The sequence below is a fragment of the Micromonospora sp. DT4 genome (assembly GCF_049841675.1).
In the GTDB taxonomy this organism is placed as follows: Bacteria; Actinomycetota; Actinomycetes; order Mycobacteriales; family Micromonosporaceae; genus Micromonospora.
On the sequence record NZ_JBNCKT010000139.1, the window covers coordinates 1 to 11,917 of the forward strand.

Consider the following 11,917-nt stretch of genomic DNA (forward strand, 5'->3'; position numbering starts at 1 on the left):
AAATCCTTGTTCCGCAAGCCCGAAGTCCGCTACGCCGCCTCCTGACCATCAACTATTTGCCTTACGGGTCAATAACCACCGTCGAGCGCCGCCAGGGCCCGCCGGCACGTCGCCCCGGTGCACCGCCGCCATGATCTCCCGGGGTGCGGCCCCAGCCGTGTCGCCGGCACGGTCGCGTGGCCGGGGACGCCGGTGGTCAGGCAACGCGGCGCAGCCAGCGCCGCTGCCAGGGCGTCTCGATCGCCTTCGGGTGGTAGCCCGCCCGGACCCAGGGCACCGCCCGCTCGGCCGGCAGGCCGTCGAGGATCGCCAGCGCGGCCAACGCGGTTCCCGTCCGGCCGACCCCGCCCCGGCAGGCCACCTCGACGCGTTCGCCGTCGCGTGCCCTCTGCAGCGCCGCGCGCAACGCGCCGAGTGCGTCCGCCCGATCGAGCGGGATCCAGAAGTCGGGCCACCTGATCCGCCGTGATGGCCAGGCCGGCTCGGGGCCGGGTGCCAACAGGAGGGCGAAGTCGGCCGGCGAGGCGGTCGCGGCGATGCGGCGTCCACGCACCGCCGCCCCGCTCGGCAGTACGAGCAGCCCCGACTGCTCCGACCAGATCTGCGCGCCAGTCACCAGCACAGTGTGCCGCGACCGAGGGCGGGCCGTCGTGCCCGGTGGGCACAGAAAGCGCCGCCCCCGACCAGGTGGTCGGGGGCGGCGCCGGTGTCGGTGTGCAGGTCGCCTCTCGGCGAGTGGCGCGACGCGGCTCCAGCCGAACGGTATTCCGCGAGGGCTATGTAGGTGCGGCCCGGGGACACTGAATCACACCGACACTGGTTCACAACCAGCCGATGCCTCCCGGTGTTCCCGCTCCGGCGCGAGGTCCCGTTCCGGCGAGGCCGGTGGGTGGGTGGGTGGAGATGCCGATGGCCGGCACCCGGGGGGCGCCGGCCATCGGTCGGGTCGTGCGGTGGGTCAGCTGTTCCAGTACTGGCCAACCAGGTCGGCGGCCTGCTGCTCCCACTGGGCGTACGCGTCCGGGTACGCCGACACCTGCACGGTCTGGGCGGCGTCGGTCAGCGGCATGTCCTGCCAGCCGTCGACCTGCTTGAGGCCCTTGAGGAACGCCGTCGTCGAGTACTCCGGGTCGGTGATCTGCTCCGGCGTGCCCCAACCACTGGACGGGCGCTGCTGGAACAGACCCAGCGAATCGTGGTCGTTGGCGTCACCGAGGTGACCCAGGTTCTCCAGCTTCGACTCCTGCAGGCTCGTGGCGATCGAGATGACCGCGGCCCGCTCGGGCAGGCCCGCCTTCTTCGTCGCCGCGATGATCGCCTTGGCGTTGGCGGTCTGCTCGTCGTTCAGGTCGATGTGCGACTGGACACCCTGGGTACCGTGCGGGATCAGCTTGCTCGTGTCGGGCTTGTCGGCCTGCACCACGGCGACCGGACGGGCGTCCGTGCTCGGGGCGGCGACATGAGCGATCGGGCCGGCGAAGACACCACCGGCGAACGCGAGACCGGCAACGGACAGCATGCTCTTACGGAAGGTCGTGTTCATGGGGGGTAGCTCCTTCGGGGGTAGGAAACACCCGCCTCACCACACGGGAACGGTGACGCGGATGTGAGCACCTCGTCCGGCGCTGCACAAACAGGAGAACGTCTTCGGTGCGGCACCCTTTGGGTCGGTGCCGGGGGCGGCTGCCTACGGGCGAGGGGGTCGCTCGCGGCGCCGGGACCGTGTGTAACGACCGCCGGTCCGGGGTCATTCCCGGGCCCTCACCGGGGCCAGGTAGCGGACCCGGGGGGCGGGCCCACGGTCGTTCGGGGGTCTGCAACGACCCGGCTGGGCCGGCCATTCCCATCCCGGTTGACCGGGCGGGGTGGCCGTGGTCCTGCGATCGTCAGGGTGTGTAACGACCCCGGCCCCGCCACGATTCCGGCCCGGGGATGCGCCCGGTCACAGCCCATTGCTGCCGGCAACCGGACATCACGCCCATGGCCCACCACCCTCGCAGCCCGGAGCGTGCCGGCGGGTGACGATCCACCCGGAACCGGCCGATACCGCACGGCTCGATCGACCGGGACATCACCGGCCTCCAGGGCCCTCTAGGGCGTGCCCAGGTAGCGCAGGACCGCGAGGATACGGCGGCTGCAACCCGACGCGTGGGCGAGTCCGAGCTTGTCGAGATGGCGTTGACGTGCTTCTCCACGACGCTCTACGACACGTGCAACCGCTGGGCGACAGCGGCGTTGGTGTGTGTGCCGTTACCTCTCAGTGCGCTTTGGCAAGCACACGGTTGGTAGTCCTGCCTTGCGGCGGAACGGTCCGCGCCCGGCCCGCCGAGCCGTTCCACCAGATCGCTGACGTAGCCGACGATTCCGCCTTCGGGCGGTTCGGCCACGGCGGCGGTGGTTCCGGTGGCGAGGACGGCGTGCGACGTTCGAATCTGGTCCCCACGCTACGAACCGATCCTGAGAATCGCCCATGAGGCGGACCCTTCGACCCCGTGGGTCGCCCCCAGCGGCGGGGGTGCGGAAAACCGCACCCCGCTGCGGCTCGCGGTGGCGCAGCCGCCGTGCGTACCCCTGGCTGTCGCACAGAACGCGCGGGCGCACGCCGACGCGGTCCGCGCGGCGCGCGCCCGGGTGGTGGTCTTCCCGGAGCTGTCACTGACGGGGTACGAGTTGCGGGGCCCGACCGTGCCGGTGGACGACCCGCGGTTGACGCCGCTGGTCGACGCGTGCGCCGAGGCGGGCACGCTGGCGCTGGCCGGCGCGCCGGTGGCCGGTGACCACATCGGGGTGCTGGCGGTGACCGGCGACGGGGCGACCGTGGCGTACCGGAAGAAGTTTCTGGGCGGCGTCGAGGCCCAGCGGTTCCGGCCGGGCGAGACACCGGGCGTGCTCGACGTGGACGGGTGGCGGATCGGGCTGGCGGTCTGCAAGGACACCGGCGTCGCCGCGCACGCGCGGCGCACGGCCGCGCACGGGATCGACGTGTACGCGGCGGGCGTGCTGGAGTCGGCGCACGACGCCGCCGTCCCGGACGAGCGGGCACACCGGATCGCCACGGCGCACCGGGTCTGGGTGGCGGTGGCAAGCTTCGCCGGGTCCGCCGGCGGCGGCTACACCGAGGCGGCGGGCCGGTCGGCCGTGTGGACGCCGCGGGCCGAGGTGGCCGCCCGGGCGGGCACGACGCCGGGCGAGTGGGCGGCGGCGACGATCTACTGAGGACATCGACGGTCACCGGCGTGGTGCGTCGTACCGGCACGGCTGCGGTCCTTCCACCGCTCCCGGGGCTCCTTCGGCGCATGCACCGTGCCATGGTTGTTCCCGGGCGACGGCCTTGGCATGCTTCGGTCCATGACCATCTTCCCGCCGACCTTCGCCGACGGTGTTGTCGATCAGCCAGCCAAGGCGCAGTTCGAGGCCTTCATCGACGAGCATCGCCGCGCTCTCGACGACGCCCTGGAGGGGCTGACCGAGGAGCAGGCACGCCGCTCCCTGGTGCCGTCGCGGACGACGCTGCTGGGTCTGGTGAAGCACGCGGCCTTCGTCGAGAAGGTGTGGTTCGACGAGGCCGTCACGTGCCGGTCGCGCGCCGAGATCGGCATCCCGTCGACGCCGGACGAGTCGTTCATCCTCGACGACGGCGACACGATCGCCAGCATCGAGCAGGCCCACCGCGAGGCGTGCGAGGCGTCGCGCCGCGCGACGGCGTCGCTGGGTCTGGACGACGTGCTGCGGGGCAACCGACGCGGCCCGCTGCCGCTGCGCTGGGTCTACCTGCACGTGCTGCGGGAGCTGGCGCAGCACTGCGGGCACGCGGAAATCCTGCGCGAGCAGATCCTGCGCGAGCAGATCCTGCGCGAGCAGATCCTGCGCGAGCAGATCCTGCGCGACTGACGCGCGGCCTGTCCGGGCGGTACGTGGAGACCGACGTGCACGTCACCGCCGACGGCGTGGCGGTGGACGGGTCAGAGCGCCAACCGACCCTGGACGGTGTCGCCGAAGCGGCGCAGGGTCCAGCGGGCCGGCGGCCAGCCGCCGGTGTCGTGGTCGGTGACCCACTCGCTGATCGACGCCGGGGGCACATCCAGGTCGAACGCCCGGAAGATCGGCTGCGCGGCGAGCGCGTGGAAGGCGCTCTCCACGGTCTCGCTGTGGCCGACCAGGACCACGGTGCCGCCCCGGTGCCGGTGCGCGATCTCCATGATCGCGCGGCTGACGCGTACCACCAGTTCGGCCCAGCTCTCGTTGCCGTCCTCGAACGGCCGGAACACTCCCCCACCGGGCACCGCGTGCTCGGTACGGAAGCGGGCCACCGGCAGACCGTCGGCGTACGGCGGGGTGTGCCAGGTGCAGAGGCCGCAGTCGGCCAGCGTCCGGACGCCGAACGCCGCGGCGATGGGTTGCGCGGTCTCGACGGCGCGGCGCAGCACGGACGAGTACACCGCCACCGGCCCCTCGACGGCGTAGTCGTCGACGAGCCGCGTGGCCAGCCGGTCGGCCTGGTCGTAGCCGAGCGACGTCAGCCCCCGGCACCCGTGCGGGCCGCCCACGATCCCGTCGACCTGGTGGACCGACTCACCGTGACGCACGAAGATCAGCCGTGTTCGCATCGGCCCATCATGCCAGCGACGTACGCGGATGGATCAGCCGTCCGGACGAGACGACGGGCGTCAGTCGGCGTCCAGGACCTCGCGCAGCCGCGCGGCGAACTCCTCGGGCTGGCCCGCGTACCCGAACTCGCCGCCGAGGAAGCCGCCGTGGTGACTCGGGAACACCACGGCCTCCTGGCCGAGCAGCGCCGCCGTGCCGAGAGCCGTACGCGCGGTGTAGGTGCCCGTCGACTCCACGCCGACCGCGATCACGATCCGGGTCGACGCCGCTGTGAGCACGCTCGCGTCGGGGCGGTAGTCGGTGATCGCCCACGAACTCTTCGACAGCAGCGGATTGTCGCGGCTGCCGTCGTCGTCGGTCGGCATGCCGACCATCGCGGGGTCGGGCGCGGGCTGGGCGAAGTAGGCGTCGGTGAACTCGCCCTGCCACGACGTCATCGCGATGAACGCGGCCATGCCGGCGCCGAACCCCTTCGCCTGGTACGCCTCGTTGAAGGCGTTCCGAGCGTGCTCGGCGGCCGCCGCGTCCGGGAGCACCGCGTTGATCGGCGGCTCGTGCGCCACCAGCGTGACGACGTCAGCGGGGTGGGTCGCGACGAGTTCGAGCGCGGTCACCGCGCCGCCGCTGCTGGCGAACACGTCCACCGGGCCGGCGTCGAGCGCCTCGATGAGCAGGTGCAGGTCGGCCGCCTGCTGCTGTGGCGTGTGGTCGGTGCGGCCGTCGCTGCGGGTGCTGCGACCGAGACCGCGCGGGTCGTACGTGACGACAGTGCGGTCGGTGAAGTGCGGGGCGAGCGCGTCGAAGCCCTCCGCCGTCATCGGCTGACCGATCATGAGCAGCGCGGGACGCCCGCCGGCCGGGGGCAGTGGACCGCGGACGTCGTAGACCAGGTCGACGCCGGGCACGGCGAGGTGGTGCGTCTGCTTCGTCGTCATTCCGGTGAGACTACGACAGGTGCCCCCGGGGCGTTTGTCTCAGTTGTCGGCGCGCCCGGCGGACAGCCCGCGGATCTGGTCCAGCAGCGCGTCGAGCTGGATCCCGATCTGCCGCGGCAGCCGGCCACGGTCCACCAGCTCGGTGATCGTGTCCCGCAGGTCGGCGACGCGCCGCTCGCGGTCCCGGGACCGCCGGTTCACGTCGGCGAGATCGTCGCGAAGGTCCTCGGCGGTCCTCCGGTCGACGTCGCCGCGGGCCACCCCCGCAGCGAGGACCTGCGCGAACTCGTCGCTGACCTGCTGGAAGCTGGCCGGTATCTGCTGGCCGACGGTCGGGGGCGCGGCGCTGGCGGTCGACGGCGACGCCGGTGGCTTCGGTGACCGCGTAGTCGGCGCGGGCGCCGGGGCGGAGGTGGACGGCGGGGCCGCGACCTGCCCGGGCCCGGGCGTATCGGGTGTGCCGAGGCCCTGGGTGAGCAGCGCGCCGAGGCCGATCAGCACGGCGAGACCGGCCGCGACGACGAGCGCCAGCGGTCGGCGCGATCGGCGTCGCGCCGGCGTGACCGTGACCGGCGCCGGGCGGGCGGCCGAGCGGTCGATCAGGGTCGGCGGATGGGCCGCCGGGGTCGGCGGGACGATGCGCAGCAGCTCGGTAGGCGGCTCGACCGGCTGACCGGCGCCGAACCGGCGGGCGAGTTGCGCCGCGCTGGGCCGACGAGCCGGGTCGGCGGCGAGGCAGGCGAGGGTCAGCTCGGCGATGTCGGCGGGCAGGCCGGCCACTCGCAGTGGCGGCGCCGGTGTGCCGCGTCGGTGCACCTCGAGGGCGTCTTCCCAGCTCTGCACGGGCAGGGGCGCCTCCCCGGTGAGCGTGCGGTAGAGCAGCGCGCCGAGGGCGTACACGTCGCTGGCCGGGTCGGGCGGCCCGGCGGCGAGGCGCTCCGGGGCGAAGTACGCGGGTGTGCCCATCAGCGGCTCGCCGGACTGGCTGTCGAGCCCACCGAGCGCGGCGATGCCGAAGTCGAGCACCTTGGCGCCGGTGTCGGTGAGCATGACGTTGCCCGGTTTCACGTCGCGGTGCACCACGCCGATGCGGTGCGCGGCGGCCAGCGCGGCGGCGATGTGCCCGGCCACGCGCACCGCCTCCGGCCAGGGCAGCGGGCCGGAGCGCAGTCGGTCGGCCAGGTTGTGACCCTCGACCAGCTCCATCACCAGGTACGGGACGACGACGCCGCCGGCCAGGGTCGCTTCGGCGTAGTCGTACACCTGGGTGACGTGTGGGTGGGTCAGCCGGGCGGCCGCGCGGGCCTCGCGCTGGATGGTGGCCCGCAGGTGCGGATCGGCGGCGAGCTGCCCGGCGAGCACCTTGATCGCCACCGGGCGGCCGAGGACCTCGTCGTCGGCGCGCCACACCTCGGACATGCCGCCGAGACCGATCCGCTCGTGCAGGACGTAGCGGTCGTGGAGGCGGAGGGTGGGCGTGAAGGGTGACATGGCCAGACCAGTCTGCCCGGCCGAGTGCCCGATCGACCACCCTGCGTGCCCGGACCGGGACTGTTCGTCCCCGGAGTGCCGGAATGGGCGGCGTTCAGGAGCAGCGGGGCACCCCGGCCCCGGCCGTCACTGCGGGTACGTCTCCTCCAGCAGCCGGCCCAGGATCTCCGGCGTACGCTCCGGCGGCTCGGCCTCGACGCACAGCCGCTCCATGGCCACGGCGTAGTTGTCGAGGTCGTCGCGCTTGTCCAGATAGAGGGCGCTGGTCAGCTGTTCGATGTAGACGATGTCGGGCAACTCCTGGTCACCGAAGCGCAGGATGGTGAAGGCGCCGCCCGCCGCCGCGTGACCACCGGCGGCGAAGGGGATGACCTGGAGTCGGATGGTGGGCGACTTGGTCGCCTCGATGAGCGCGGTGAGCTGGCCCCGCATCACCTCGGGCCCGCCGATCGGGCGGCGCAGCGCCGCCTCGTCCACCACGGCCCAGAGCAGCGGGGGGTTGTCCCGGCGCAGCAGTTGCTGGCGCTGCATCCGCAACGACACCCGGCGATCGATCTCGGCGGCGCCGGCCGCGCCGTGCCCGAGCAGCACGACCGCCCGGGCGTACTCCCGGGTCTGCAACAGGCCGGGGACGAACTGCACCTCGTAGCTGCGGATCAACGCCGCCGCCGCCTCCAGGCCCAGGTACGACTGGAACCAGCTCGGCAGCACGTCGCCGTAACGGTGCCACCAGCCGGGGCTGTTGGCGTCCCGCGCGAGCTTGAGCATCGCCTCGCGCTCCCCCTCGTCGCTGACGCCGTACAGGGTGAGCAGGTCGGAGACGTCGCGTTCCTTGAAGCCGACCCGGCCCAGCTCCATCCGACTGATCTTCGACTCGGAGGAGCGGATCTCCCACCCGGCGCCCTCCCGGGTCACACCGCTGGACTCCCGCAGCCGACGCAGTTGGGCGCCGAGCAGCATGCGCAGCACGGTTGGCCCGGTTGTCGGGCCGCCCTCGGCGGGAACCATCGTCACGTGCGGGCCTCCGGATACCGACGACGCGGTCGGGCACCGAGCCCGGCCGACGTGTAAGCATGCCATGGACCGACAGTGAGGTGAACTCCTCCGGACCGGCGATTCAGTCCCATCGCTGGGACGGTCCTGCGCGACCGGTCAGTTGATCAGGTGATCGAAGTCCCCGTCCCGGGCGCCGAGGACGAAGGCGGCGATCTCGTCCACCGTGTAGATCAGCGCCGGCCCCTCGGGGTGACGCGAGTTGCGGACGGCGATGCCGGCACCGTCGGGCAGTTCGGCGAGTTCGACACAGTTGCCGCTCGGGTTGCTACGGCGGCTCTTCTGCCAGCTCAACGGGGGCAACTGAGGGATCGGAACGCCATTGGGTGGCTGCTGCATGAGAGGCGTCTTTCTGCTCACGAGCCCGCCGGTGCCCGTGGGAGGAGCGGTGACGGCGAGGGGTGCGGTATCAACGTGGGACCGTTCTGCACGTGCATCTGCTATTGCATCTGCATCGGATCGCGAGCATGATAACGCACGTGACCGGTGCCCATCCGTTCACTTTGCGTTACCCCCAGTGGGATAGCGACCAGGGAAAACTGGCCCCGACGCGGCACGCGCGCCGCGTAGACCGACGGCGGGAGGCGGTCGCGGCGATGGAAGGTCTCCTGCCGGATCCGATGAGCGTCGCCTCCGGCGTCTGTGCGGCGGGGGCCCTGCTCTCCTCCTGGCAACTGCGTCGCCGCGCCGTGCGGGCCGAGGCCGAGATCGAGCACCTCCAGGCCGAACTGGCCGCCGAACGACACGCCGCCAGCCACGACCCGCTCACCGGGCTGCCCAACCGGCGCGCCTTCTACCGCCTCGCGGCCGCCCTGCTCACCAGCGCCGACGGCCAACCGCTGATCGCGATCGTGCTCGACCTCGACGACTTCAAGCAGATCAACGACCGGTACGGGCACGCCGCCGGCGACCAGGTGCTGATCAGCGTCGCCGAACGACTGGCCGGGTTCGCCGGCGACAACCTCGTCGCCCGCCTCGGCGGCGACGAGTTCGCGGGGCTGCTCGCCAGCCCGACCGTCGACCGACGCTGGATCGAGCACGCCACCCGACGCCTCAGCGAGACCGTCGCCGCGCCGATTCGCCTGAGTGGGTGCAGCGTCCGGGTGACCGCGTCGGTGGGGCTCGCCCCGGTGACCTGCCCGGCCCAGCTCAGCGACGCGCTCAGCCGCGCCGACGCGGCCATGTACCAGGCGAAGAGCCTCTCCGGCCCGCGGGCGCCGCGCCAACTCGTCGACAGCGCCCGCTTCGGGGAGTAGCGACTCAGGTGGCCCTCGCGCCGAACCACCGGCGCAGAGGTCCCACCAGGTCGGCCTGTTCGTCACCGACCCACGCCACGTGGCCGTCCGGACGCAGCAGCACGGCGGGTACGTCCAGCTCGGCACCGACGTCGACGACGTGGTCGACCCGGTCGGTCCACCCGGCGGCCGAGAGCCGACCCGTCGCGTCGAGCAGCAGCCCGCGGCCGGCGCGCATCAGCTCGTAGAGACGTCCTCGCGTGAGTCGGACGTCCCGTAGGTGCAGGGCGTCGTAGCGCTCGGTCCACAGCCGGCGGTACTGGTCGCCCACTCGGCGACGGTGCGCAGCGGCGTCGGGTCGAGCCGGCACCGCCGCCACTGCGCCTCGCGGGTCCGCACGATCAGCCCGGCGCGCTCCAACACGCTGAGGTGCTTGGAGATGGCCTGCACGCTGATCGGGAACGGCGCCGCCAGTTCGTTGACCGTCGCCTCGCCGGTCGCCAGCCGGGCCAGGATGGCGCGGCGGGTCGGGTCGGCGAGCGCAGCGAACACGGCGCTGACCGGGTCTGCTGTCATGTCGCTTTCAACCGCCTAGCTAGTTAACCGACAGGTTGAACATACCGTTCAGAGGCCCCCTGTCAACGCTTTCCCTGGAACGAACGTGATTCGCGCCCGCGCACGGGTACGGGTACGGGGAAGAACAGCCCAGAGGACCGACGAGAGGAACCCTGGTGGCGAGCGTCCGCGCCCTCGTACTCAACTGCACCCTCAAGCCGTCACCCGCCCCCTCCAGCTCGGACCAGTTGGGCCGGGAGGTGCTGGCCGAGCTGGCCCACCAGGGCGTGGACGGCGAGATCGTCCGGGTGGTCGACCACGACGTCCGCTTCGGAGTGTCGACCGACGAGGGCCACGGCGACGGTTGGCCCGCCATCCGCGCCAAGCTGCTCGCCGCCCAGATCCTCATCATGGCCACACCCATCTGGCTCGGCCAGCCCGCGAGCGTCACCAAGATGGTCCTCGAACGCCTCGACGCCGAACTGTCCGAGACCGACGACGATGGGCGGCTGCTCACCTACGGCAAGGTGGCCGGCGTCGCGGTCGTCGGCAACGAGGACGGCGCGCACCACAGCATCGCCGAGGTGCAGGCGGCGCTCAACGAGGTGGGCTTCACCGTCGCCGCGGCCGGCGCGACCTACTGGGTCGGCGAGGCGCTACACAAGGTGGACTACCGCGACGCCGGCCCCAAGCCGGACACCACCGGCCGCACCACCAAGGCCCTCGCGCTCAACAGCGCCCACCTGGCCCGGCTGCTCGCCGATCAGCCGTACCCGCCGCCGGAGGCGCAGGGCGCCGCGGTCGGTCCGAGCCGCGAGCCAGCCTGACGGTACGTCCGGCCACTGGCCACCAAGGGGGGTACGGTCAGCGCCAGCCGTAGCCGGCGCGCAGCGCCTGCCCGACCCGGTCGAACCGGGGCCGATCCAGCACGGCGCCCTCGCGGCGGATGCAGTCCTCGCGCATGGTGAGCACCCGGTCCAGCCGGACCCAGCTCGGCCGCTTGTCCCGGTCCCACTCGCCGGGGCCGAGGGCGAACCAGTGCCGCTGGCCGTCACGCTCGCTCTGGCTGGACAGCATCAGCCCGAACAGCGTCCGACTGTGCCGCCCGACAACCAGCACCGGGCGGTCCTTGCCCTGGCGGGGATCGTCCTCGTACGGCACCCACGTCCAGACGATCTCGCCCGGGTCGGCCTGGCCGTCGACCTCCGGCGCGTAGCTCAGCTCGCGCCGCTGCAACGCGGTCACCTGACGGGGACGGGCCACCCGCGCCGGAGACGGCCCGGTACGCCGGGGCGACGGGATTGCCGCGCCCACCCGGGAGATGCGTTGCGCCACGTTCCTCAACAAACCAGCCACGGCGGGCAGCCTACCGGCCCCGGCGTGGACCGCCGGAGCCGGCGCACTGCGGCAGACTGACCCGATGGACGAACTGCCCGACGAACTGCCGATCCTCGAGCGGCGCGCGGTACGCGTGGTCGTCTCCGACGACACCGACCGGGTGCTGCTGTTCCACACCCGCGACCCGGACCACCCCCGGCTGGGCACCTGGTGGGAGCTGCCCGGCGGCGGCATGGACCCGGGCGAGACGTACCGGGACACCGCCGTGCGGGAACTGCGCGAGGAGACCGGCATCACGGTCACCGCCGACCAGGTGGGCGCGCCGACCTGGCGACGACGGGCCACCTTCCTGCACCGCCAGCTACGCCACGTCCAGGACGAGGTGGTCGTCGCCGTACGACTGGCCGGTCGCGGCCCGGACGTGGACGAGACGGACCGGCTCGACTACGAGCGGGAGGACTACTTCGGCTTCCGCTGGTAGCCGCTGACGGAGGTGGTGACCAGCGGAGAACGCTTCTATCCCGGTCAGCTCCCCCGACTGATCACGCCCTTCCTGGCCGGCGAACGGATCGAGGAGCCGTTCGAACTGTGGTCGTGACGGGGCCGGCGAGGATGCCGGACCGGGGCTAGCCCTGCATTCCGCGCGTGGCTGATCGTGGGTGGGTTTCGGCGTGGCGGGTTCGTCACGAGCGGGGTCGGTGG

At 72.6% G+C, this 11,917-nt stretch carries 13 protein-coding genes and 2 pseudogenes; 5 read left to right on the forward strand and 10 right to left on the reverse strand.

Going from position 1 to position 11,917, the window contains the following annotated elements; translation table 11 throughout:
* Nucleotides 1–196 precede the first annotated feature (196 nt).
* Both ACLQ24_RS25990 and ACLQ24_RS25995 read right to left on the reverse strand, forming a co-directional pair.
* Nucleotides 197–616, reverse strand: a complete 420-nt coding sequence (locus ACLQ24_RS25990; RefSeq protein ID WP_425894327.1) for a protein-tyrosine phosphatase family protein — start codon at nucleotides 614–616, stop codon at nucleotides 197–199.
* A gap of 342 nt (nucleotides 617–958) precedes the next feature.
* Nucleotides 959–1,543 (reverse strand): hypothetical protein, encoded by a 585-nt coding sequence (locus ACLQ24_RS25995; RefSeq protein ID WP_425894328.1) that lies wholly within the window; start codon nucleotides 1,541–1,543, stop codon nucleotides 959–961.
* A gap of 1,004 nt (nucleotides 1,544–2,547) precedes the next feature.
* Between ACLQ24_RS25995 and ACLQ24_RS26000 the strand changes: the two genes are divergently transcribed.
* Together ACLQ24_RS26000 and ACLQ24_RS26005 are read left to right on the forward strand one after the other, a co-directional pair.
* Complete coding sequence (locus ACLQ24_RS26000; RefSeq protein ID WP_425894329.1) at nucleotides 2,548–3,216, forward strand: carbon-nitrogen hydrolase family protein; 669 nt, start codon at nucleotides 2,548–2,550, stop codon at nucleotides 3,214–3,216.
* A 132-nt stretch (nucleotides 3,217–3,348) separates the two neighbouring features.
* On the forward strand, nucleotides 3,349–3,891 hold the full coding sequence (locus ACLQ24_RS26005; RefSeq protein ID WP_425894330.1) for a DinB family protein: 543 nt from the start codon (nucleotides 3,349–3,351) through the stop codon (nucleotides 3,889–3,891).
* 71 nt (nucleotides 3,892–3,962) lie between these two features.
* Here ACLQ24_RS26005 and ACLQ24_RS26010 read toward each other — a convergent pair whose 3' ends face one another.
* The 5 genes from ACLQ24_RS26010 to ACLQ24_RS26030 all read right to left on the reverse strand — a co-directional run bounded on the left by ACLQ24_RS26010 (nucleotide 3,963) and on the right by ACLQ24_RS26030 (nucleotide 8,426).
* Complete coding sequence (locus ACLQ24_RS26010) at nucleotides 3,963–4,607, reverse strand: histidine phosphatase family protein (RefSeq protein WP_425894331.1); 645 nt, start codon at nucleotides 4,605–4,607, stop codon at nucleotides 3,963–3,965.
* Nucleotides 4,608–4,667: 60 nt separating this feature from the next.
* Entirely contained in the window at nucleotides 4,668–5,543 is an 876-nt protein-coding gene (locus ACLQ24_RS26015) for an alpha/beta fold hydrolase (RefSeq protein WP_425894332.1), read from the reverse strand.
* A gap of 39 nt (nucleotides 5,544–5,582) precedes the next feature.
* Nucleotides 5,583–7,034, reverse strand: a complete 1,452-nt coding sequence (locus tag ACLQ24_RS26020; RefSeq protein ID WP_425894333.1) for a protein kinase domain-containing protein — start codon at nucleotides 7,032–7,034, stop codon at nucleotides 5,583–5,585.
* Between the two features lie 126 nt (nucleotides 7,035–7,160).
* Nucleotides 7,161–8,048: a helix-turn-helix domain-containing protein gene (locus ACLQ24_RS26025; RefSeq protein WP_425894334.1), complete on the reverse strand. Its 888-nt coding sequence runs from the start codon at nucleotides 8,046–8,048 to the stop codon at nucleotides 7,161–7,163.
* A 138-nt stretch (nucleotides 8,049–8,186) separates the two neighbouring features.
* Nucleotides 8,187–8,426 carry a DUF397 domain-containing protein gene (locus ACLQ24_RS26030; protein WP_425894335.1) on the reverse strand — a complete coding sequence of 80 codons (240 nt, stop codon included), beginning with the start codon at nucleotides 8,424–8,426 and terminating at the stop codon, nucleotides 8,187–8,189.
* 269 nt (nucleotides 8,427–8,695) lie between these two features.
* Between ACLQ24_RS26030 and ACLQ24_RS26035 the strand changes: the two genes are divergently transcribed.
* A complete protein-coding gene (locus ACLQ24_RS26035; RefSeq protein WP_425894339.1) occupies nucleotides 8,696–9,343 on the forward strand; it encodes a GGDEF domain-containing protein in 648 nt (215 codons plus the stop codon).
* A 4-nt stretch (nucleotides 9,344–9,347) separates the two neighbouring features.
* Here the strand turns inward: ACLQ24_RS26035 and ACLQ24_RS26040 are convergent.
* Both ACLQ24_RS26040 and ACLQ24_RS26045 read right to left on the reverse strand, forming a co-directional pair.
* Nucleotides 9,348–9,602: pseudogene (locus ACLQ24_RS26040) on the reverse strand (FAD-dependent oxidoreductase); the annotation flags it as partial.
* Nucleotides 9,603–9,605: 3 nt separating this feature from the next.
* Nucleotides 9,606–9,898, reverse strand: a pseudogene (locus ACLQ24_RS26045) (ArsR/SmtB family transcription factor); the annotation flags it as partial.
* Between the two features lie 155 nt (nucleotides 9,899–10,053).
* Between ACLQ24_RS26045 and ACLQ24_RS26050 the strand changes: the two are divergent.
* A complete protein-coding gene (locus tag ACLQ24_RS26050) occupies nucleotides 10,054–10,704 on the forward strand; it encodes a flavodoxin family protein (protein WP_425894336.1) in 651 nt (216 codons plus the stop codon).
* Between the two features lie 37 nt (nucleotides 10,705–10,741).
* On the opposite strand, the gene ACLQ24_RS26055 is transcribed toward ACLQ24_RS26050, so the two are convergent.
* Complete coding sequence (locus ACLQ24_RS26055) at nucleotides 10,742–11,233, reverse strand: type II toxin-antitoxin system PemK/MazF family toxin (protein WP_425894337.1); 492 nt, start codon at nucleotides 11,231–11,233, stop codon at nucleotides 10,742–10,744.
* A gap of 64 nt (nucleotides 11,234–11,297) precedes the next feature.
* Between ACLQ24_RS26055 and ACLQ24_RS26060 the strand changes: the two genes are divergently transcribed.
* Entirely contained in the window at nucleotides 11,298–11,696 is a 399-nt protein-coding gene (locus ACLQ24_RS26060; RefSeq protein ID WP_425894338.1) for an NUDIX hydrolase, read from the forward strand.
* Nucleotides 11,697–11,917: the final 221 nt, after the last annotated feature.

Bases quoted from the DNA above. Each gene is read 5' to 3' on its own strand.
- ACLQ24_RS26010 (WP_425894331.1), bottom strand. From the start codon at position 4,607: ATGCGAACACGGCTGATCTTCGTGCGTCACGGTGAGTCGGTCCACCAG.
- ACLQ24_RS26015 (WP_425894332.1), bottom strand. From the start codon at position 5,543: ATGACGACGAAGCAGACGCACCACCTCGCCGTGCCCGGCGTCGACCTG.
- ACLQ24_RS26020 (WP_425894333.1), bottom strand. From the start codon at position 7,034: ATGTCACCCTTCACGCCCACCCTCCGCCTCCACGACCGCTACGTCCTG.
- ACLQ24_RS26030 (WP_425894335.1), bottom strand. From the start codon at position 8,426: ATGCAGCAGCCACCCAATGGCGTTCCGATCCCTCAGTTGCCCCCGTTG.
- ACLQ24_RS26005 (WP_425894330.1), top strand. From the start codon at position 3,349: ATGACCATCTTCCCGCCGACCTTCGCCGACGGTGTTGTCGATCAGCCA.
- ACLQ24_RS25995 (WP_425894328.1), bottom strand. From the start codon at position 1,543: ATGAACACGACCTTCCGTAAGAGCATGCTGTCCGTTGCCGGTCTCGCG.
- ACLQ24_RS26060 (WP_425894338.1), top strand. From the start codon at position 11,298: ATGGACGAACTGCCCGACGAACTGCCGATCCTCGAGCGGCGCGCGGTA.